19 protein-coding genes are annotated in these 19,917 nt (G+C 43.8%); 13 read left to right on the top strand and 6 right to left on the bottom strand.

All coding sequences use genetic code 11. The features are described from left to right. Positions 1–99 precede the first annotated feature (99 nt). Positions 100–477, top strand: a complete 378-nt coding sequence (locus tag V7R35_RS11985) for an Hpt domain-containing protein (RefSeq protein WP_334015093.1) — start codon at positions 100–102, stop codon at positions 475–477. A gap of 49 nt (positions 478–526) precedes the next feature. Here V7R35_RS11985 and V7R35_RS11980 read toward each other — a convergent pair whose 3' ends face one another. Continuing rightward, positions 527–1,525 (bottom strand): adenosine deaminase, encoded by a 999-nt coding sequence (locus V7R35_RS11980; protein ID WP_334015092.1) that lies wholly within the window; start codon positions 1,523–1,525, stop codon positions 527–529. Positions 1,526–1,840: 315 nt separating this feature from the next. On the opposite strand from V7R35_RS11980, the gene V7R35_RS11975 reads away from it, so the two are divergent. After that, the gene (locus tag V7R35_RS11975) at positions 1,841–3,172 is read left to right on the top strand and encodes an NCS2 family permease (RefSeq protein WP_334015091.1); all 1,332 of its coding nucleotides are present in this window, start codon (positions 1,841–1,843) and stop codon (positions 3,170–3,172) included. 80 nt (positions 3,173–3,252) lie between these two features. Here the strand turns inward: V7R35_RS11975 and V7R35_RS11970 are convergent, their stop codons facing one another. Genes V7R35_RS11970 through V7R35_RS11960 form a run of 3 tightly spaced genes read right to left on the bottom strand, consistent with a single transcriptional unit; the run spans position 3,253 to position 5,108 of the window. Then, the gene (locus V7R35_RS11970) at positions 3,253–3,510 is read right to left on the bottom strand and encodes a DUF3862 domain-containing protein (protein ID WP_334015090.1); all 258 of its coding nucleotides are present in this window, start codon (positions 3,508–3,510) and stop codon (positions 3,253–3,255) included. 34 nt (positions 3,511–3,544) lie between these two features. Then, positions 3,545–4,462 carry an allantoinase PuuE gene (puuE, locus tag V7R35_RS11965; protein WP_334015089.1) on the bottom strand — a complete coding sequence of 306 codons (918 nt, stop codon included), beginning with the start codon at positions 4,460–4,462 and terminating at the stop codon, positions 3,545–3,547. Further along, positions 4,452–5,108, bottom strand: coding sequence for a TetR/AcrR family transcriptional regulator (locus tag V7R35_RS11960; RefSeq protein ID WP_334015087.1), 657 nt, complete (start codon positions 5,106–5,108; stop codon positions 4,452–4,454). The genes puuE and V7R35_RS11960 overlap by 11 nt, the downstream gene beginning before the upstream one ends. Before the next feature lie 593 nt (positions 5,109–5,701). Between V7R35_RS11960 and xdhA the strand changes: the two genes are divergently transcribed. The 8 genes from xdhA (at position 5,702) to V7R35_RS11920 (ending at position 14,716) form a co-directional block, all read left to right on the top strand. Beyond that, on the top strand, positions 5,702–7,183 hold the full coding sequence (xdhA, locus tag V7R35_RS11955) for a xanthine dehydrogenase small subunit (RefSeq protein ID WP_334015086.1): 1,482 nt from the start codon (positions 5,702–5,704) through the stop codon (positions 7,181–7,183). Then, positions 7,176–9,572 carry a xanthine dehydrogenase molybdopterin binding subunit gene (gene xdhB, locus V7R35_RS11950; protein ID WP_334015085.1) on the top strand — a complete coding sequence of 799 codons (2,397 nt, stop codon included), beginning with the start codon at positions 7,176–7,178 and terminating at the stop codon, positions 9,570–9,572. Before xdhA ends, xdhB begins: the two co-directional genes overlap by 8 nt. A gap of 9 nt (positions 9,573–9,581) precedes the next feature. Further along, positions 9,582–10,511: a xanthine dehydrogenase accessory protein XdhC gene (xdhC, locus tag V7R35_RS11945; protein WP_334015084.1), complete on the top strand. Its 930-nt coding sequence runs from the start codon at positions 9,582–9,584 to the stop codon at positions 10,509–10,511. Beyond that, on the top strand, positions 10,498–11,007 hold the full coding sequence (uraD, locus tag V7R35_RS11940) for a 2-oxo-4-hydroxy-4-carboxy-5-ureidoimidazoline decarboxylase (RefSeq protein ID WP_334015083.1): 510 nt from the start codon (positions 10,498–10,500) through the stop codon (positions 11,005–11,007). The genes xdhC and uraD overlap by 14 nt, the downstream gene beginning before the upstream one ends. Positions 11,008–11,045: 38 nt before the next feature. Continuing rightward, positions 11,046–11,378, top strand: coding sequence for a hydroxyisourate hydrolase (uraH, locus tag V7R35_RS11935; protein WP_334015082.1), 333 nt, complete (start codon positions 11,046–11,048; stop codon positions 11,376–11,378). A 5-nt stretch (positions 11,379–11,383) separates the two neighbouring features. Beyond that, positions 11,384–12,673, top strand: coding sequence for a guanine deaminase (guaD, locus tag V7R35_RS11930; protein ID WP_334015081.1), 1,290 nt, complete (start codon positions 11,384–11,386; stop codon positions 12,671–12,673). Between the two features lie 47 nt (positions 12,674–12,720). Then, positions 12,721–13,956, top strand: coding sequence for a urate hydroxylase PuuD (locus V7R35_RS11925; protein ID WP_334015079.1), 1,236 nt, complete (start codon positions 12,721–12,723; stop codon positions 13,954–13,956). Positions 13,957–14,131: 175 nt separating this feature from the next. Continuing rightward, the gene (locus tag V7R35_RS11920; RefSeq protein ID WP_334015078.1) at positions 14,132–14,716 is read left to right on the top strand and encodes an NAD(P)H-dependent oxidoreductase; all 585 of its coding nucleotides are present in this window, start codon (positions 14,132–14,134) and stop codon (positions 14,714–14,716) included. Positions 14,717–14,817: 101 nt separating this feature from the next. Here the strand turns inward: V7R35_RS11920 and V7R35_RS11915 are convergent, their stop codons facing one another. After that, positions 14,818–15,174, bottom strand: a complete 357-nt coding sequence (locus V7R35_RS11915; protein ID WP_334015077.1) for a winged helix-turn-helix transcriptional regulator — start codon at positions 15,172–15,174, stop codon at positions 14,818–14,820. Between the two features lie 169 nt (positions 15,175–15,343). Continuing rightward, entirely contained in the window at positions 15,344–15,838 is a 495-nt protein-coding gene (locus tag V7R35_RS11910) for an acyloxyacyl hydrolase (RefSeq protein ID WP_334015075.1), read from the bottom strand. Between the two features lie 189 nt (positions 15,839–16,027). Here V7R35_RS11910 and V7R35_RS11905 point away from each other — a divergent pair, with 189 nt between their 5' ends. From V7R35_RS11905 to V7R35_RS11895, 3 genes are all read left to right on the top strand, one after another. Further along, entirely contained in the window at positions 16,028–16,654 is a 627-nt protein-coding gene (locus V7R35_RS11905) for an NAD(P)H-dependent oxidoreductase (protein ID WP_334015074.1), read from the top strand. A gap of 1 nt (position 16,655) precedes the next feature. Then, the gene (locus V7R35_RS11900) at positions 16,656–18,593 is read left to right on the top strand and encodes a monovalent cation:proton antiporter-2 (CPA2) family protein (RefSeq protein ID WP_334015073.1); all 1,938 of its coding nucleotides are present in this window, start codon (positions 16,656–16,658) and stop codon (positions 18,591–18,593) included. A gap of 194 nt (positions 18,594–18,787) precedes the next feature. After that, the gene (locus V7R35_RS11895; RefSeq protein ID WP_334015072.1) at positions 18,788–19,915 is read left to right on the top strand and encodes an efflux RND transporter periplasmic adaptor subunit; all 1,128 of its coding nucleotides are present in this window, start codon (positions 18,788–18,790) and stop codon (positions 19,913–19,915) included. Positions 19,916–19,917: the final 2 nt, after the last annotated feature.

Raw genomic sequence — 19,917 nt, 5'->3', positions numbered from 1 at the left:
ATTTATAAATTATTAAAGAAGGCTAAACTTATGGTGTTCAAAGTATCTATCGTGTTTACTAAAAGAATGAACGACTAATTTCAGTAAGGGAAGCGTTGAATGAGTTTAAGCGAACTGACAGAAGAATATAGTAAAGACAAGCTATGGAACAAAAAAGCAGCTCTCGCACGACTGGCGGGAAACGAAACGCTACTAAATCGTATCGTGGGTATGTTTTTAGAACAAATAAACAGTAAGCAGGATGCACTTAACGACGCTATCGCGAGCAAAGATATTGAAGCTATTCGATTTACTAGCCACGCGATGAAAGGCGTATCGGGCGATGTTGGGGCAGACTTAGTAAGAGAACAAGCGGCGTTTATCGAACAGAAAGCAAAGCAAGGCGACATTGATAACGCAACTGAAGACAACAAAAAACTCGCTGAGCTCATAGATGAAACCACGTCACTGATGCGCGCTGAAACCAACATCGGCTAAATCAAATACCTGACTCGAAAACCACGTAGCTTGTGGTTTTCTTCAGACTTCATATATCGTCTATCTGCGCAATAAACGTTTGTTTCACTTCTTCGGGTAGAAAGCTTGCCGTAAAGCTGTTTTTCGCTAATGTTTTAATGTCTTCGCCTGTGATTGGCAGTGCCTCACAAAGCGCGTGATAATTGTCATTTAAGAAACCGCCAAAATAAGTGGGGTCATCTGAATTTACTGTAACCAAAAGCCCATAGCGCAGAAGCGTGAGAATATTATGCTGCTTCATGTTATCTATAACGCATAGCTTAAGGTTACTTAGCGGGCATACGGTAAGCGGAACTTGTTTGTCTTTCAAATAACGCATTAGCGATTCGTCTTCCTGACATCTCACGCCATGGTCAATGCGGTCCACTTCAAGTAGTTTTATTGCTTCCCATATGTATTCGGCAGGCCCCTCTTCTCCAGCATGCGCAACAATTTTAAAGCCCATCGATTTCGCTTTTTTAAATACACGCTCGAATTTAGAAGGAGGATGACCCAGTTCAGAGCTGTCCAAGCCCACCGCTTGAATGTTTGCATAATATGGCGCCGCAGCTTCAAGCGTTTCAAAGGCGTTTTCTTCAGAAAGATGGCGCAGAAATGACATGATTAAATAGCTTGATGTGCCAAACTCATCTTGGGCCTTTTTCATTGCACGTAAAAAACCGGGCATAAAAATGTCGAAGCCAATGCCTCGCTCTGTATGCGTTTGCGGGTCGAACATAATTTCGGTATGAACTATGTTTTCCTCGTGGCATTTAACCAAATACGCCCACATTAGCGAGAAAAAGTCATCTTCGTCTTTAAGCACGCCTGCACCCGCGTAATAAAGGTCGAGAAAACTCTGTAAGTCTTTGAAGTTATACGCTGCTGCTATTTCTTCCACGCTTGCGTAAGGTAGTGTTACACTGTGCTTTTCTGCTAGGCGCCACATTAATTCAGGCGTTAAGCTGCCTTCAATATGAAGGTGCAGTTCAGTCTTCGGTATGTTTTTAATTATTGAAGAAAGTGACATGGTTCCCCGCATTTTTTATGCACCACGTTAATGCACGTGTTCGTTCTTGGTGCTAAGTAGTTTATCTTTATTGCGCGCCGTTGACGAGTATTCAAAGTTTGTTAACAGTATTTACTGCGTTACTGGCGCAGCTTGTCACACCGCACGTATTATTGTGTGTTGTCTAGCTAAGTAAAGTTATTTTAAGTTAGCACAAAACAAGCCAAAAAGCTGACTACATGGTCAATTTCTTGCTACAAAAAATATAACCAACTAAAAAGCTAGAAAACTAGCTAAAAACAAAACGCACATAACCATTACAAAAGAGACTTTTCGATGTCCACAACTATTCTTGAACGAGTTTTTAAGCTCGAACGGCACGGCACAACAATAAAAACAGAAGTGTTGGCAGGCCTTACTACCTTTGCTGCAATGTCTTACATCCTTGTTGTTAACCCCGGCATTCTTGGGCTTAGCGGCATGCCAACTGAAGGCCTTATAACCGTTACTGCTATTGCCGCTTGTTTGGGTACATTGGTTATGGCGCTTATGACAAATTACCCGGTTGCACTTGCCCCAGGTATGGGTTTAAACGCCTTCTTTGCTTTCACCATATGTTTAGGAAGAGAAGTACCTTGGGAAGCGGCCCTAGGCATTGTATTTTGGAACGGTATTTTATTTTTAATTCTTTCATTAACGGGTGTAAGAACCAAAATTGCTGAATCTATCCCTGCATCACTCAAAATTGGCGTGCAATGTGGTATAGGGTTGTTTATTGCGTTTATTGGCTTAAAAAATGCCGAGCTCATTGTTGATAACCCGGCTACATTTGTTCAATTAGGCGACCTATCGAACCCTGCCGTATTACTCGCGCTTGCCGGAATTATTTTCACTGTAGTGCTTATGGTTAAACAGGTTGCGGGGGCAATTCTAATTTCTATTGTAGCGCTGACAGTGATTGGCGCTTTTATTCCAACAGAAAACGGCATGCTGACTGCTGCGCCAAACGCCGTTGTAGGAATGCCTGAATCAATCTCCAATACGTTTATGGCCATGGACTTTTGGTATCCAATCGATCACTTCGCTGAAACCTGGGATTTAATTTTCGCACTTATGTTCGTAAACATGTTTGACACTATCGGTACGCTAATTGGGGTTTCTAGAAAGGCAAACCTTTTAGACGAAACAGGGAAACTACCTAAAATGGGCGCCGCTATGACTGCAGATGCATCTGCAAGTGTTGTAGGTGCTGTAGTAGGCACATCACCTGTTACAAGTTACGTCGAATCGGCAACGGGTGTCTCTACTGGCGGACGCACAGGCTTAACCGCGCTTGTTGTTTCGGCCTGCTTTTTACTGTCGTTGTTTCTCACCCCGCTTATGAAAGTTATTCCGCTTATGGCAACCACGCCTGCGCTGGTAATGGTGGGCATTTTAATGATGGAGTCTATAAGGCAAGTAGACTTTGATGACTTGGGCGCGCTTGCCACTGCATCCGTTGCACTTCTTGCTATGCCACTTACGTTCAGTATCAGCGAGGGCATTGCACTTGGTTTTATTACTTATGTAGGTGTAAAGGTAGGTACAGGTAAATTTAAAGAGGTTACTCCATTAACTTATATTCTTGCCGCCGTGTTCTTGGCACGCTATATACTTGATTTGAAGTAACACGTATATCGCTGTTCAAATGAAAAAGGTGGCCTGTATGGACCACCTTTTTTTGTGTTTAAACTTATGCACTACAGCGATTATTTTAACCCGTCGTAGGTAAAGGTAACCGCCTTATCAGCCATGAAAACGACTTTCACGTGCTTTGCTTCTTCATTACCCCATACACAGGCCAATGTACCAAGGGTTTTGCCGCAATTGTCAGCTGAACCCAATATCGATTCCACCTCTTCCTGTGTCATACCCATTTCAAGCATGTCGTAGTTTTCTTTAGTTAGCTTTGAACAGCCTGTAAGTGCTAGTGCACCTAATAAAACCATGGCTAAATTACGTTTCATAACTATTTCCTTTATTGCAATGCCTACTAAAAGGCTACGTATTTTTATTAATTGGATGGTGCACCAGCCAATGTTTTGCAATGTCTTCGCGCGTTGCAATCCATACTTTGTCGTGTGATTTAATATACTCAATAAAACGCTTTAACGCAGCTATACGTGCGGGTCGACCGATAATGCGGTTATGCAGTCCAATAGACAGCATTTTAGGTGCATTTTCGCCTTCTTCATAAAGCACATCGAAAGCGTCTTTAAGATAAGTAAAAAACTGTTCACCACTATTAAACCCTTGCGCAGTAGCAAAGCGCATATCATTGGTATCAAGCGTATACGGCACCATTAAAAGTGGTTTAGCATAATGACAATCGTAATAAGGCAAATCGTCGGCGTAGGAATCGGCACAATATAAAATATCGTCTCGCTCCGCTATGAGCTTCAACGTGTTAGGGCTTGTTCTACCCGTGTACCAACCGCGCGGCTTTTGCCCTGTAAGTTGTTCGTGCAAAAGAATTGCATCGTCAATTTGTTTGCGCTCTTCATCCTCTTGCATGTCTTGATAGTGTATCCAGCGCATGGCATGGCTAGCAATTTCCCATTTGGCATCAAGCATTGCCTGTATCGCTTCAGGGTGGCGCTGCATTGCCATTGTTACGCCAAACACCGTAACAGGAATTTCATAGTCACACAGCAACCTATGAAGACGCCAAAAGCCTGCTCGGCTGCCGTATTCATAAATTGACTCCATACTTAAATGGCGGTCTTTAAAAGCTTGTGCACCTATTATTTCAGACAAAAACACTTCGGAGGTGTCATCGCCATGCAAAACGCAGTTTTCACCACCCTCTTCGTAATTTAATACGAATTGCACGGCGATTTGCGCGTTATTAGGCCATTTTGCATGAGGAACATGCTGCCCATAGCCCTTTAAATCTCTTGGATAAATTTTATCCACCATGTTTGCCACGGTAAGCTTCTGGCACAGTTAGGCCGCAGCCGCCTAGTATAATTTGTACGACTTGGTTGGTCGCTTGTTCAAAGTCGGCCTTTGTCATCTTTTTGCCTCGAAGGCGCGTGATTTGAGCTGAGAAATCAGCGTAGTGCTGGGTACTAGCCCAAATGGTATAAAGCAGGTACTCCCCTTCCACTGAAGGCAGTTTACCGGCGCGAACCCAAGCATCGATTACGGCTAAACGGCCTTTCATCCATAAGCCGTGCTCTTCATCGAAATAACCACTTAAATTCTGTGCGCCATTAATAATTTCCATCGCAAAAATCTTTGATGCCAATGGATGAGTTCGCGACACTTCCATTTTCTCAGCAATGTAGGTTGCAAGCACCTCTGCTGGGTCGTCATCTACCGTTGCCTTATCGAAATGTGAATTCCATAGCGACAGTGTCTCTTCAAGTACTGCTACGTATAACTCTTGTTTGGTTTTAAAATAATACAGTACATTGGTTTTAGGTAAGCCTGCTTCATCTGCAATTTTTTGCACAGCAGTGCCTTTGAACCCAAATTGAGCAAAACATTTTTCAGCAGCTTGCAGTATTTTTCTTCTATTCATAGCGCCGACGCCAGCGTCGGTACTCTTTACCTTTATCATTCTGTTTTTAATTCCTTTGCAACGCTTTTAGTACCCAAGCAAGGCAGCTTAATGTTATATCAATAACTCATCATTTAAAAAGTATACATGTCTTGTGGGTTCAAGCCTATTGCTACAATAGTTTGAAACGTTACTAGAGCGTTTTGGCCTTTTCGGTACACTTTGTGTTCATTTCAAGCGAGTTTCAGTCAATGAACGAGTTGCGTGGTTTGGTTATTCCAAATTAACAACGTGAAAAGCAGCATGAGGCTCGCTTGGATGAACCTTTAGCAACATGCAAGTTTGCATATTCCTATTCAAACTCTGTGTTTCCGAACTCTTTCTACGCTTGCCCTCTGCTCACATTCTCTGCGCTATTCTTTTTCGCTATTGCGACACTGTCTGTACTTCAAGGCTAAATATACTTTTTTAAAATGAGCGAATAAGTAGCACGATAATTGCTTGACCAAATGGTCAATAAAACTATATATCAAAGTTGGCCATCACCATGCTAACTGTTTTAAAGCAATTATTTGACCATATGGTCTACTTTTATGGTAAAAATACCGCTATATTTATGAGAATACAAATTACAATAACAGGAAGGTGTGAGCATGATTCGCTTTCTTATTAATCAAGACATTGTTGAAATTGATGAAGCAAGAGCCGATCTCACTCTTCTACAGTTTATCAGAGAACATCGCAGTCAAACCGGTACAAAAGAAGGATGTGCTGCAGGAGACTGCGGTGCATGCACAGTGGTACTTGCCGAACCAGCGCCAAACAAAAATGGAGCACTGCACTATCGAACAGTGAATAGCTGTATTACGTTAATGAGCGCCGTTCATGGCAAGCAGCTTTTGTTCGTTGAACATCTCAGTGACAAGAGCGCTAGAGGAGAAATAGGTCAGCTTCACCCTGTACAGCAAGCACTCGTCGACCATCATGGGTCTCAATGCGGGTTTTGCACGCCTGGCTTTATCATGTCTATGTTTGCACTTTACCACAACGGTGCACAGCCTGATTCAAACGAACATGTAGCGCCTACCAGAGACGATGTGTTAAACGCATTGTCGGGAAATTTGTGCAGATGCACAGGCTACAGACCTATTATCGACGCAGCACTCTCTGCATGCCAGCAGGCACCAAACGACAAGTTCTCTAGCGCGACAACACAAACCCTCGCTACGCTTTCGTCTTTGAAATCTACTGCGCTGGGTACAGGCAATATTCTTATGCCCACCTGTAGGGAAACGCTACGAAACGCTATAGAAATCCACCCCACAGCACAGCTTGTTGCTGGCAGCACCGATTTAAGTCTTCAGTTTACGCAACAGCTTAAAAACGTTGAAACACTGATCAGTGTGTCAAACGTTGATTCATTGCTCCATTGCACCAAAACAGAACATTCTTTGCTTATTGGTGCAGCAATGCCCATAAATGATGTTGTTTCGCCGTTACTTAACCATTTTCCACAAGCAGCAGAACTTATTACCCGTTTTGCCTCGCTGCCAATACGAAATCAGGCCACTATCGGTGGAAATGTGGCCAACGCGTCACCTATTGGTGATTTACCGCCATTGCTTTTGGCATTAGGTGCGGTAATACACATAGACGATGGAGAAAACGAAAGAACCGTACCTATTTCTGCGTTTTTTACTGGTTACCGCCAAACAACACTTGAGCAAGGTGAATGGATAAGCGCCATTGAACTGCCTTTGCCAAACCATAACCAGCATTTAGCAGCATACAAAATATCGAAGCGGTTTGAGGATGATATCTCAGCAGTATGCGCCGTTTTTAATGTGACATTAGACAACGACATTATTGTTGCGTTAGAAGCCGGTTTTGGTGGTGTGGCAGCAACACCAATGCAGTGTGAAGCACTGTCGAATACATTAAAAGGAAGACGCTTTTCAAGTAGCGAGTGCTTGAGTTTAGGAAAACAGATCCTTGAAACTGCGTTTGCTCCAATAGACGACGTGCGCGCTAGTGCCAATTATCGCAAAACCATACTATCCAACTTATGGCATCGTTTTTGGCTAGAAAACCAGGCAAACAATGAGATAGCAACTCGGGTGGTGCAGCATGCGTAAGTTAATTGAAGCGACTACTTCTGAACACTCATCAACAATCGTGGTTCACGTAACAAAGAAGCATGAAAGTGCAGTTAGACAGGTGCAAGGCACGGCTAATTATGTGGATGATTTAACCGAGCCTCAGGGCACGCTATATGCCGCTGTTGGGCTTAGTCATGTTGCCAAAGGCACACTTGTATCGGTAGCACTTGATGATGTGCGCAACAGTGAAGGTGTTGTTGATGTGATCACCATAGATGACGTTCCAGGTCACAAAGACATCGGCCCTGTTTTTGAAGGCGACCCTTTGCTGGCGAACAAAGAAATTAAGTTTTACGGGCAGCCTGTTTTTGCCGTTTTGGCAACTTCTGTACAACTAGCGCGCAAAGCCGCGATGAAAGGCAAGGTTGAAGTACAAGAAGCAATACCTAACCTTACAGCGCACCAAGCGCACCAAGCTAAAACCTTTGTGCGCCCCATGCACCGTTTCGGACTAAATGCTGACAAAGTAAAGCAAACGCTAGCGTCTTGCAGTAATTCAGTTTCTGGTTCGCTTAGTATTGGCGGGCAAGAGCATATGTACCTTGAAGGACAAGTTAGCTTAGCAGTGCCGGATGAAGAAGACAGGATGAAAATCTATACGTCTAGCCAACATCCCAGCGAAGTACAAAAGCTGGTTGCTGAAGTACTAGATGTAAAACTTCACCGTGTAATGGTTGATATGCGACGCATGGGCGGCGGTTTTGGAGGAAAAGAAACACAGGCAGCACAATGGGCCTGTATTGCCGCTTTGCTTGCGAAAAGAAATCGACGTGCAGTAAAGCTGCGACTCCCTCGCTTCACCGACATGCACGTTACCGGCAAACGCCATCCTTTCGAAAACGCGTTCAATGTTGCATTCGATAACACGGGCAAAATAGAAGCCGCTCAAATAGATATCAACGGCATATGTGGTCATAGCCCTGATTTATCTGATGCAATCGTCGATAGAGCGATGTTCCATGCTGATAACGCCTACTTTTATGGCTGCAGCGATATTGTAGGTCATCGCTTGCAAACCAATATGGTTTCTCATACCGCCTATCGAGGATTTGGCGGACCGCAAGGCATGATCATGGCCGAGGCAATAGTAGATAAAATAGCGCGCAAGCTTGGCGTCGACCCACTGTCGGTGAGAAAACGTAATTTGTATGGCTCTGCCACAGGTACCACTACACCCTACGGTATGGATGTAGATGTGCAAAGCAATCTGTTACCTGAAATGATCTCGAAATTAGAACATGACGGTGATTACTGGGCGCGAAGAGAAGCCATAAACGAATTTAATAGAACAAGCCCTGTTATTAAAAAAGGGTTAGCGCTTACGCCAGTTAAATTCGGAATATCTTTTACTGCAAAGCACCTTAATCAAGCTGGCGCACTTGTGCACATATACACCGACGGCAGCATACAAGTTAATCACGGCGGCACTGAAATGGGCCAAGGTCTACATACCAAGATAGCGCAAATTGCGGCAAACGAGTTTGGTGTAGGTTTGGATATGATTGAGGTTACCTCTACACGCACCGACAAAGTGCCAAATACGTCGCCTACTGCCGCCTCAAGTGGCACCGATTTGAATGGTAAAGCAGTACAAAATGCCTGCCAAACGATAAAAACGCGCTTAGCGGATTGTTACGCTTCGTCTTTCGGATGTCCCGATGAAGCAGCCAATGTCTGTTTTGAAAATGGTGATGTGACGTTAAACGGGCAATCTTTGGCGTTTTCAGACCTTGTACAGAAAGCGTATTTTGAGCGCGTTTCACTATCATCAAGTGGCTTCTATCAAACACCAAAATTGCAATATAACCGAGAAAAAGGTGAAGGACGGCCGTTCTTTTATTTCGCCTACGGCGTTTCCATGAGCGAAGTTTCAATTGATACCTTAACTGGTGAGTATTGTGTTGACCGTGTAGACGTTATTCACGATGTTGGAAACAGCTTAAACCCTGCTATAGATATTGGCCAAATAGAGGGCGCTTTTATTCAAGGAATGGGCTGGCTAACAACAGAAGACCTAAAGTGGAATAAGGACGGTAAGTTGATAAGCGAAAACATGGCAACCTATAAAATCCCTGCCATTGGAGACACGCCCAAGATTTTTAACGTATCACTGTTTTGTAAAGAAAACACTGAGGATAGCATTTACCATTCTAAAGCGGTGGGTGAACCACCGTTTATGCTGGCTATCTCAGTATGGTGTGCCATTAAAGACGCCATTTCAAGCTTATCTGGCTACACCTGCGATCCGCAGCTTGACACACCTGCCACACCTGAACGCGTGCTTGATGCTGTACTTAAAACGCAATTAGCCATGTCTGCCACGGCCGCTGTTGGTCAAACAGATAGGTGTGAGGAAAGCGAGTGAGTTTTTCATATGAGTAACAATAACATGCGCCCTCAACGTTGGTATGAGGGCATTGAGCAATGTCAGCAGTGTAATGAAGCGTACGTGCTAGTTACGGTGGTAGGTGCTGCAGGCTCCACGCCAAGAGAAACCGGAAGCAAAATGGTGGTTACGGCTGGCGACTGCATTGATACCATTGGCGGTGGGCATTTAGAATTCGATGCGATAAAACGCGCAAGAGCGCTTCTTGCTGAGGGAAAACCTTGTACGTTACTTCACAGCTACCCGCTAAGTAGCTCACTGGGTCAGTGTTGTGGCGGCGCTATGAAAGTACTTTTTGACGTGTGTAATGTTCATCAACAACATATTGCGATTTTCGGCGCAGGTCACGTAGCCAAAGCACTGGTTCCTATTTTAGCCCAGTTGCCGTTACGGATATCTTGGATTGATAACCGCGAAGCTATATTTCCCGAAAATATACCAAGCAATGTTACGGTTATTGTTGAAGATGAACCAGAGAGTGAAGTGGCCCACCTTGATGACAATAGCTGGCTGATAATTCTTACTCACGACCATCAGCTTGATTATCGCATAGCCGAAAAGGCGCTGTCTTACCCATCCCTTCCATTTGTTGGCCTTATCGGCTCTCAAACCAAGGCAAAGCGTTTTGTGACTAAGTTACAGCAACGTGGGTTTGATACTGAAGCACTCTCTCGGCTGCATTCTCCCATTGGAGATACAAACATTCCGGGCAAGCGCCCTATTGAAGTAGCTGTATCAATCGCTGCACAAATTATTACGCGGCTTCATGCTTCGGTAAACGAATTGGTGGAAGAAGCGGTTGGAAATGCGGTTGAAAGAAAGGTAGACAGCACTTCTGAAAACCACCGAGTGAACACCAACGTAACAAATCAGCTACCCGCAGCCGCAAATAAGGATGAATCTGTTGACACTAAATGAGTTAAACACATTAGATAATACAAGTGCTTACGCGTGGTTTGAGCAATGCTGCGCAGCGCCACTATGGATACAACAAATGGTAGCAGCGAGGCCGTATTATACGCTTGTTGAACTTCGCGCTGCGGCAGAACTGGCATGGAGCAAGTGTTCTGAAGGTGACTTCATAGAGGCGTTCAAGGCGCATCCAATGATTGGCGATGTAGACTCATTGCGAGAAAAGTTCGCAAATACTAAAACCATTGCAGCAGGTGAACAATCGGGCACTGCCGCAGCCTCAGAAGAGGTTTTACAGCAATTAAAAAGCGCTAATCACGCGTATTTAAATAAGCACGGATTCATTTTTATTATCTGTGCTAGTGGATTAAGCGCTGAACAAATGCTTACTGAGCTGGAAAAGCGACTACCTAACACCACTGAGCAAGAGATCCAAAATGCTGGTGCAGAACAAATAAAAATTACGCTTTTGCGCCTGAATAAGGCTCTGGCAATTAACTAATGCGAACTATTAACTAATTAGGGCGTTAAGAGATAATCATGAATACACTTTCAAGCCATGTACTAGATACTACCTTGGGCAAACCTGCACAAGGCATTGCACTTACACTTACTTGTCCTGACGGTAATCAACTAAAAGGTATTACCAATGCAGATGGCCGTTTTAACGACTGGTTTTCAGGCGAGAAAGCAACATTTCCTGCCGGTGTTTATACGCTGCGCTTCCACTGTACCCCCTATTTAGAAGCGCGACATGGAAAGTGTTTTTACCCGCATATCGATATTACTTTTGAGCTAGAAGAAAACGGTGGTCACTATCACGTACCATTGCTCATTTCACCATTTGGCTTTAGTAGCTACAGAGGCAGCTAATAAACATGCAGCTATTTCGCGCAAGCATTGCGCACTTTCCTACACAAACCAGCAATTTTGAAAAAGACATTGTTATCTTCAAAGACGGCGGGTTATTAGTAGACAATAAACATATTGTGGATATTGGCGAATTCAGCCAACTTTCATCGCGTTATCCAGCCGTAGAGGTTGTTGATTTCTCTGGTAAGTGGATTTTACCCGGACTTATCGACAGCCATTTGCATTATCCACAAACACAAAGCATTGCGCATTATGGTGAGCAGCTTCTAAGTTGGCTAGAGAATTACACGTTTCCCACTGAAATGCAGTTTGCCGATGAAGCCCACGCTAATACCATTGCAGGCATATTCTTAAACCAGCTTCTGAAAAACGGTACGACAACAGGTTTGGTATTTACCACCGTACACAAAGAAAGCTGCAATGCCTTATTTAGCGCCGCAAGTCAACTAGATATGGCAATGATTGCTGGCAAAGTGTGCATGGACAGAAATTGCCCTTCTCCTTTACAAGACACTGCACAAAGCGCTCAGCAAGACTGTGCAAACCTGATTAAAACATGGCACAACAAAGGCAGAAACCGATATGCCTTAACACCGCGGTTTGCACCAACCAGTACCCCAGAACAGTTGGCAGCGCTTGGTGAGCTTGCACAACAATATAAAGATGTCTTTATTCAAACGCACTTGTCAGAAAACCTTGATGAAATAGCCTGGGTTAAACAACTGTTTCCCAACGCTGCCGGTTATCTTGATGTATATGACCAGTTTAACCTTGTGCGCGAGCGAGCAGTCTTTGGCCACGGTATTCATTTAAATGAAGATGAATGGGCCCGCCTGGGTGAATCTAATGCAAGCATTGCGTTTTGTCCTACTTCAAATTTGTTTTTAGGCAGTGGCCTATTTGATATGGCATCGGCTAAAGCCAATGACGTTCATGTTGCACTAGCAACCGATGTTGGTGCAGGCACTACGTTTAATATGTTTAAAACCTATGGTGACGCATACAAAGTAAGCCAGCTTCGTCACGCGCCTATTTGCCCATTAGAAGGTTTCTATTTAATGACGCAAGGCGCGGCCAAGGCTCACGCGCTTGACCACGAAATTGGTAACTTAAATGCAGGCACCGTTGCCGACTTCATCGTTGTTGAACCGCGATTTGACGAGCTTACAGCGCTTCGTATAGATCAAAACGCTGAGTTTGATGACGTATTTTTTGCACTTAGCATTTTGGGTGATGACCGTGCAATAGCACAAACTTGGGTAAGTGGACGATGCAGTTATAAGAAACCGGTGTAACAACTGTGTTGATGGTTAGACTGCTGCTGTAAATAAGGAGAATAATAATGCCGTGGCTAGATTGGTTGAATTTGTTTGTTCGTTGGTTCCATGTAATAGCTGGTGTGGCATGGATTGGGGCGTCTTTTTATTTTATCTGGTTAGACAATAACTTACGTACACCACCAAAATGGAAGCAAGACAAAGGCATTAAAGGCGATTTGTGGGCCATTCACGGCGGTGGTTTTTACGAAGTAGCCAAATATGCTTATGGCCCTGAAAAAATGCCTGAAACCCTTCACTGGTTTAAATGGGAAGCTTATACAACATGGCTGTCGGGCTTTGCACTACTTATTATTGTGTACTACTTTGGCGCATCGGCGTATTTAATAGACCCATCAGTGAACGCAATATCGCCATCTACTGCCATTATTCTAGGGCTTGGGCTTATTTTTGGAGGCTTAGCGCTATATGAGGTAGCCTGTCGCAGTCCTCTAGCAAAGTTTCCCATAGCATTTGGAATAGGTTTAGTCGCGCTAATCTGTGCTGCGAGTTACTTTTCAACACAGTGGTTTAGCGGAAGAGGTGCCTACATTCACGTTGGTGCACTTATCGGCACTATTATGGCTGGGAATGTATTTTTCAACATCATGCCGAATCAACGTAAGATGGTAGCGGCAGTAGCGCAAAAAAAAGATATCGCCCCTTCTTGGGGAGCCAGTGCAAAGTTGCGCTCTGTGCACAATAACTATTTCACGCTTCCACTGCTGTTCATCATGATTTCCAATCATTACCCGATGACGTATCAGCATGAGCAAAGCTGGCTTGTACTTATTGCCATAATGGCCGCAGCGGCATGGATTAGGCACTTTTTTAATCTTAAGCACACAGGTAAAACCAAGCCCAGCATTTTAGTGTCTGGTGCAGTTGCTATGCTAGCCATTACCTTTTGGGTTTCAATGCCTCAAGGTGAAAACATCACTGAACCCATGCAGACAGAAGCATTGCCAAGCGAGGGCACTTCACAAACTGCTAGCCTACAACAAACGGTCTCTCAAGAAATCATAACAAGTACTATAAATACGCATTGCGTTAGTTGCCACTCTAGAACCCCTACCGATGATATTTTCAAAGTAGCCCCCATGGGCGTTGTGTTAGATTCTTGGGGCGACATTGAGCGTTTTGCGCCACAGATTGTGCGCAGAACAGCGATTACCAAAGATATGCCGTTTATGAATAAAACCAAAATGACTGAAGAAGAAAGGCAGTTAATTGCGCTTTGGTTTAGGCAGAACTATGAGTAACCGTTTGAACAGCGATACTCACTAAATTCAAAATTAAGTATTAATGCATCTTATTGTTTTGGGGGCATAAAATAAGAATTGCATTATTCTTTTTGGGTAGTTACTTTTTTTCCACTAATTGATAATAAAAACTAAGTTACTAAAATATACCCACTATTAAGTTGAGGAGAATTTTATGTCTAACGTTTTAATTATAAACGCCCACCAATATTACGCGTTTTCAAAAGGAGAATTGAACCGAACGCTAACCAACAATGCAGCAGCAATGCTTAAAGAAAAAGGCTATGACACGCGTATTGTTACTATGGAAGACAATATTGATGTTGAAGAGCAGCTTGGTTTACATCAATGGGCTGATATAGTGTTGTTGCAAACGCCTATTAATTGGATGGGCGTGCCATGGTCATTCAAGAAATACATGGATGAAGTTTACACTGCCGGCATGGGTGGCGCGCTGTGTAATGGTGACGGTAGAAGCGCAGATGCACCAGAGAAAAACTACGGAACCGGCGGCACGTTAAAGGGCAAAAAATATATGATGTCGGTCACCTTTAATGCGCCCAAAGGGTCTTTTAATGATGAAAGTGAATACCTGTTCAAAGGTAAAAGCGTGGATGATTTACTTTTCCCGATGCACGCAAACTTCAGATTTTTTGGCTTAGAAGCATTACCTACTTTTGCTGCGTTTGATGTAATGAAAAATGCTGACATTGAAAATGATTTGACGCGCTTTGCAGATCACATTAATACACATTTCTAAGATTTTGTGCGTACTTTAATCTTCAAACATGTTTAAAACAAAAAGAAGTGGGGCAAAAATGCCCCACTTCTTTTACATCACTTAAAACTGACCCATTCACATTAGCCACTGTGACTTTCAGACCAGACCCTTAATCGCTCAAGTATATCAAGTGCAGAGCGGCCAAATTCAGTTAAGCTATACTCAACCGCAATGGGGCGAGTATCGATGACTTCTCGGTGCACCATGCCATTATTCTCAAGCTCTTTCAGTCGTTGGTCGACCATTTTTCGACTAGCTCCGCCAAGCATACGGCACAAATCGTTGAATCGCACCGGATCATCTTTCAAATGATAGATAATAGAACCTGTCCATTTACCGCCAATTAAGCGCATGCCGCGTTCAATAGCACATGGCTCAGTACACGTATTTAGCACTGTTTTTCTGCCACTTGCGTCGGTATTTATTTCACTGTTCATTTTGGCCTCATGGAACGCTGCGAGTTGTTTAAAGGAAAGTAGTCACTAAAAGTATACTAATTGCTTTGTTAAACAAGGTAACTAAAATATATCACACATTGAAATACAGCTAAAAGCCTGTCGCATCTTATGCAGCTATATTATATGGCTATACTCCATTGGTGTTTGATTAAAAGTGATAATGAATACTGGTAACAAACGATTCCGAGCCAGGATTAATATCACCTAAGCCGCCGTTGGAAATGTGCCCTACCTCGGCTTCGAGAGACACCCGTTGGTTCAGTCGATACATTGCAGACAATGAAGAGTAAAACTCAATGGAATCACCTAAGTCTTCAGACTCATCAACGATACCAGCGTGAAACGCCACGCGTACGGAGAAATCGCCATACGCATAAACATCTTTTGCTGCGCCAACAGCAAAATAATGCTGGCCTTCATCGGCAGTAATTAACATTACGGTTGGACGTATGCCGTAGTAGTCTTCTAAAGGTTTATGAATGTAGGCGGTATGTAAGGCATGGCGGTCTGCATTGTCAAAGAGATTCCACACGGCTGCACCTACTTTTAGTTCACTGCCGCTAGGTAGAGCGAAGGCTGAAAAAGAGAGAAGCGAAGAAAGAGCAATAAATACAGTAGCAAGTGTTTTAAGGTATGTTTTCATGGTAATAATGTTCTTAATAAAAGCGTTAAATAACGGTCCGTTTGATCTGTGTTTTTGTCCTTGAAAGAAAAATAGTTATTAAGTTACTTTTTTCAACCTGATAAACTTTAGTAACCTTATAACGATGAAGAAATAGAAATTCGAAATTGATTTAAATGGCTGTAAGTGAAGCAAGGAATAAAAGTAGCTATGACGATTGAAGAAAATAAAAATGCGGCAAAAGTGCTGGTTCTGTTTGCTCATCCAGCACAAGCGCGCTCAGAAGTTAATATTCCTCTATTTGCTGACGCAAAGAAAAATAAACACGTTACTGCTGTAGATTTGTATGCAGAATATCCCGACTTCAATATAGATATTGAGCGAGAACAGCAACGGCTAATAGACCACGATGTTATCGTTTTTTTATACCCTTTGTACTGGTACTCAACGCCATCTATTTTGAAAGAATGGCAAGATTTGGTGCTTGAATATGGTTTCGCCTATGGGCAAGGTGGCACAGCATTAAAAAACAAAGTTTTTTTATGTGCCATAACAGCAGGCGGAAAAGAAGAAGCGTATCAGTCAGATGGCTTTAATCACTTCACCATTCGCCAGTTATTGCAACCCCTTGAACAAATGGCCAGCATAACCAACATGACCTATCTTGCCCCCTTTGCCCTGTTTGGTTCTCGCACCGCACAAGAAGAACATCGCATTAATACGCACCGCCAGAAGTGGAGAACGCTTCTAGAGAAACTGGTCACCAGCTCGCTCGATATGGACAAAGCAACCACCATCGAAAACCTTGCCGATTTGTGCACACAAAAAGGAGAATAGAATGACCGGCTACTTTTTATATGCATTTATCTATTTAGTGGCAGCGGTCATAGCCGTGCCTGTGGCAAAGCGTTTGGGTCTTGGCTCTGTATTGGGCTACTTAATTGCGGGCCTAATAATTGGCCCTGTTTTCGGACTTGTTGGCGATGAAACTACCACCATTCAGCATTTTGCTGAATTTGGTGTAGTGATGATGTTGTTTTTGGTTGGGCTCGAATTAGAGCCTAGGTCGCTATGGGCTATGAAATCAAAATTACTGGGCCTTGGTGGGTTGCAGTTGGGCTTAACCACTGCCCTTATCACCGGTGCCGCCATTGCGTTTGGTCAGCCGTTTAGCATATCACTTACCATTGGATTAATATTCGCATTATCATCTACCGCCATTGTGCTTCAAACATTTCAAGAAAAGGGATTACAACAAACTGAAGGGGGCAAAAGCGCGTTTTCTGTTTTGCTTTTTCAAGACATTGCCGTCATCCCAATGCTTGCGCTTATCCCGCTTCTTGCTATTCCAGAGCTTGTTTCAAGCGTTGCTGAACACGGTGGACAGGAGCATGGCGGAGGGCATGACAGCTTAAGTTTAGTAGATGGTTTACCACCATGGGCGTATGCCTTAGTCATTATTGCGTCTGTTGCGTTTGTTACCGCAGGCGGTCATTTCTTAAGCCGCCCTTTGTTTAAATTTGTTGCCGCGTCCAACTTAAGGGAAATATTCACCGCTACTGCGCTTATGCTTATTATCGGTATAGCAGCACTTATGGGGTTGGTTGGACTATCACCTGCACTTGGTGCCTTTTTGGCCGGCGTAGTGCTTGCTAACAGTGAATTCAGGCATGAACTTGAAGCGAATATAGAACCGTTTAAAGGGTTATTGCTAGGGCTGTTTTTCATTACCGTAGGCGCGGGCATTAATTTTAGCGTTCTGTCAGAAAATGTTGGCCTGATTACTGGGCTCACCTTAGCCGTTATGCTGGTTAAGGCAATAGTGCTTTACGTGATTGCTGTAGTTTTCAAACTACGTAATAGCAATAAATGGCTATTTACACTTAGCCTCGCGCAAGCCGGCGAATTCGGTTTCGTTTTACTCAGTTTCGCTTCACAAAACTATGTATTACCCAGCGATATTATTGCCGTGCTGTCTTTGGTTGTCGCTATTTCTATGTTCTTAACACCAGGGCTGTTTATTCTATTTGATAAAGCCATAATGCCGCGCTACCAGGGCGGCCAGAACCAACGTGAAGAAGATACAATTGAAGAGCAAGGCTCAGTGGTTATTGCAGGCATTGGCCGTTTTGGTCAAATTATTAACCGTTTACTGGTTGCCAATGACGTAAAAACCGTGGTGCTTGATATTCGTTCTGAGCAAATTGACTTAATTAGACGAATTGGTACAAAAGCGTACTTTGGTGACGCGTCTAAACCCGATATTTTGCATACCGCAGGGGCTCATGAGGCTTCGCTACTAATCATTGCGATAGATGATAGAGACACCGCCGCAGAAATGGTGAAATACGCAAAGCATGCCTACCCCAATGTTAAAGTGTTAGCGCGGGCTTTTGACCGTGGTCATGGCTATCGCCTTCGACAGCTTGGCGCCGATTATGTGGTGTCAGAAACCTACCATTCAGCACTCGAGATGGGAGCTGAAGCCTTAAGGTCGTTGAACACGCATCCATTTCATGTTGAGCGCCAAAAAATGGCCTACAAGAACATTGAAGATCAGCAAAACGACGTGCTTTATCACGCATGGATTGACGATGCCAGCGGCGAACGCGTTGATAACAACTATTTAAAACTGTTTGTTGAGCTTGAGTCACTCATTGAAAAAGCGTTAAAAACCGATTTACATGATAAACACTCAAAAATGCGCGGATGGACGCCACCGCCTAAGGGCTACGCTGAAAAGCTGGCGCACGATGAAAAACCTGATGAAGAGTAAACTTATCTTTTAATTACTGTTTTATCGCTAAAAAGCTGATCGAAACCTACAATAAACCCTATAACAGATAACACAGCTCGTTTTTTGCAACGTTTTGGACACTTTTTGCGACGTTATGGACATTTTTTACAGCGTCATAGACATCACGTTTACCTGAAGCAAAAAACACCTACGCATTAATACGGAGAGTTACCATGTTCTTTTTAAAGGGTATTCGTAAAAACAACGCCATAGTTGTTGTGATTGTCGCGCTTCTCGGTTTATCCGCTTGTGAAGACAAGCCTAATGCCCCCAAAGCCGTAGATTACACGCCCGTTACCCTCTACGAAGTGCAGCACTCAGACGAGACCATTGCTAAGTTTCCAGGCCAAGTAGAAGCCGCCGAGTACTCTAACTTATCGTTTCGCGTGGGCGGAAAGTTACAAGAATTGTTAGTTAAAGCCGGTGAAGAGGTGTCTGAAAACCAGTTGATTGCGCGCCTTGACGACAGAGATGCCAAGGCACAACTTGCCAATGCACAGTCACAATTCGACGTTACTTCCGCCATGTTTGAACGTATGCAGGCATCTGTGGAAAAGGGCGCAGTCAGTCGTTCAGCGTTTGATGAAGCAAAAGCCAACTTCTTATCGGCAAAGGCAAGTTTAACCAACGCGCAAGATCAGCTTAGTTACACCGAACTACGAGCCCCTTTTGCGGGTTTAATTGCGTCTGTTCCCGTTGAAAATTATCAAGTCATTGTTCCTCAGCAAACTATCGCCGAGCTTCATTTGCCGGGCGCTATAGACGTTACCTTTCAATTACCAGAACAAAAAATGCGTATAATCGACCGCTCACGCGCAAGAGAAAATCGTAGTTCAGATATTGCATGGGTTACCTTTTCGGGCATGCCTGAAAAGCGCTACTCGGCCATGTACAAAGATCACGAGAGTACGACTCGTCAGGGCGAACTAAGTTATGACGTCACTATCACCCTACCCGACCCTAGCGACATCAACATACTGGCGGGCATGAGTGCAACGGTTTTGTTAGATATGTCGAAGTTAATCGAGTCAGACGCGAAATTATGGCTTGTGCCTTTTGGCGCAGTCGTTACCGATAATGCAGAGCCTAACAAGGCCATTGTATGGCGCTTTAAAGCCGACACCAATGACAATAAAAAAGGCACTGTTGAGCCTGTTAACTTGTTTATTGCGCGCGGTATTTCTAACGGCTTATTGGTTGAAGGCCCTCTTAGTGATGACGACAGGATTGTTGCAGCGGGGGCGCACTTAGTAAAAGACGGCCAACGAGTAACGGAGTGGACGAAAGAAGGAGGCCTATAATT

It is taken from the genome of Alteromonas sp. S167, assembly GCF_036864375.1.
Lineage (GTDB): Bacteria > Pseudomonadota > Gammaproteobacteria > Enterobacterales > Alteromonadaceae > Alteromonas.
The sequence above is the reverse complement of the archived record's forward strand: the minus strand, read 5'-3'. Positions and strand labels throughout refer to the sequence as shown.

Coding starts and splice junctions, on each gene's coding strand:
- V7R35_RS11980 (WP_334015092.1), bottom strand. CDS start 1,525: ATGTCACTTTCTTCAATAATTAAAAACATACCGAAGACTGAACTGCAC.
- uraH (WP_334015082.1), top strand. CDS start 11,046: ATGAATACACTTTCAAGCCATGTACTAGATACTACCTTGGGCAAACCT.
- puuE (WP_334015089.1), bottom strand. CDS start 4,462: ATGGTGGATAAAATTTATCCAAGAGATTTAAAGGGCTATGGGCAGCAT.
- V7R35_RS11905 (WP_334015074.1), top strand. CDS start 16,028: ATGACGATTGAAGAAAATAAAAATGCGGCAAAAGTGCTGGTTCTGTTT.
- guaD (WP_334015081.1), top strand. CDS start 11,384: ATGCAGCTATTTCGCGCAAGCATTGCGCACTTTCCTACACAAACCAGC.
- V7R35_RS11985 (WP_334015093.1), top strand. CDS start 100: ATGAGTTTAAGCGAACTGACAGAAGAATATAGTAAAGACAAGCTATGG.
- V7R35_RS11975 (WP_334015091.1), top strand. CDS start 1,841: ATGTCCACAACTATTCTTGAACGAGTTTTTAAGCTCGAACGGCACGGC.
- xdhB (WP_334015085.1), top strand. CDS start 7,176: ATGCGTAAGTTAATTGAAGCGACTACTTCTGAACACTCATCAACAATC.
- xdhC (WP_334015084.1), top strand. CDS start 9,582: ATGAGTAACAATAACATGCGCCCTCAACGTTGGTATGAGGGCATTGAG.
- V7R35_RS11900 (WP_334015073.1), top strand. CDS start 16,656: ATGACCGGCTACTTTTTATATGCATTTATCTATTTAGTGGCAGCGGTC.
- V7R35_RS11910 (WP_334015075.1), bottom strand. CDS start 15,838: ATGAAAACATACCTTAAAACACTTGCTACTGTATTTATTGCTCTTTCT.
- V7R35_RS11915 (WP_334015077.1), bottom strand. CDS start 15,174: ATGAACAGTGAAATAAATACCGACGCAAGTGGCAGAAAAACAGTGCTA.
- V7R35_RS11925 (WP_334015079.1), top strand. CDS start 12,721: ATGCCGTGGCTAGATTGGTTGAATTTGTTTGTTCGTTGGTTCCATGTA.
- xdhA (WP_334015086.1), top strand. CDS start 5,702: ATGATTCGCTTTCTTATTAATCAAGACATTGTTGAAATTGATGAAGCA.
- V7R35_RS11970 (WP_334015090.1), bottom strand. CDS start 3,510: ATGAAACGTAATTTAGCCATGGTTTTATTAGGTGCACTAGCACTTACA.
- V7R35_RS11920 (WP_334015078.1), top strand. CDS start 14,132: ATGTCTAACGTTTTAATTATAAACGCCCACCAATATTACGCGTTTTCA.
- V7R35_RS11960 (WP_334015087.1), bottom strand. CDS start 5,108: ATGATAAAGGTAAAGAGTACCGACGCTGGCGTCGGCGCTATGAATAGA.
- V7R35_RS11895 (WP_334015072.1), top strand. CDS start 18,788: ATGTTCTTTTTAAAGGGTATTCGTAAAAACAACGCCATAGTTGTTGTG.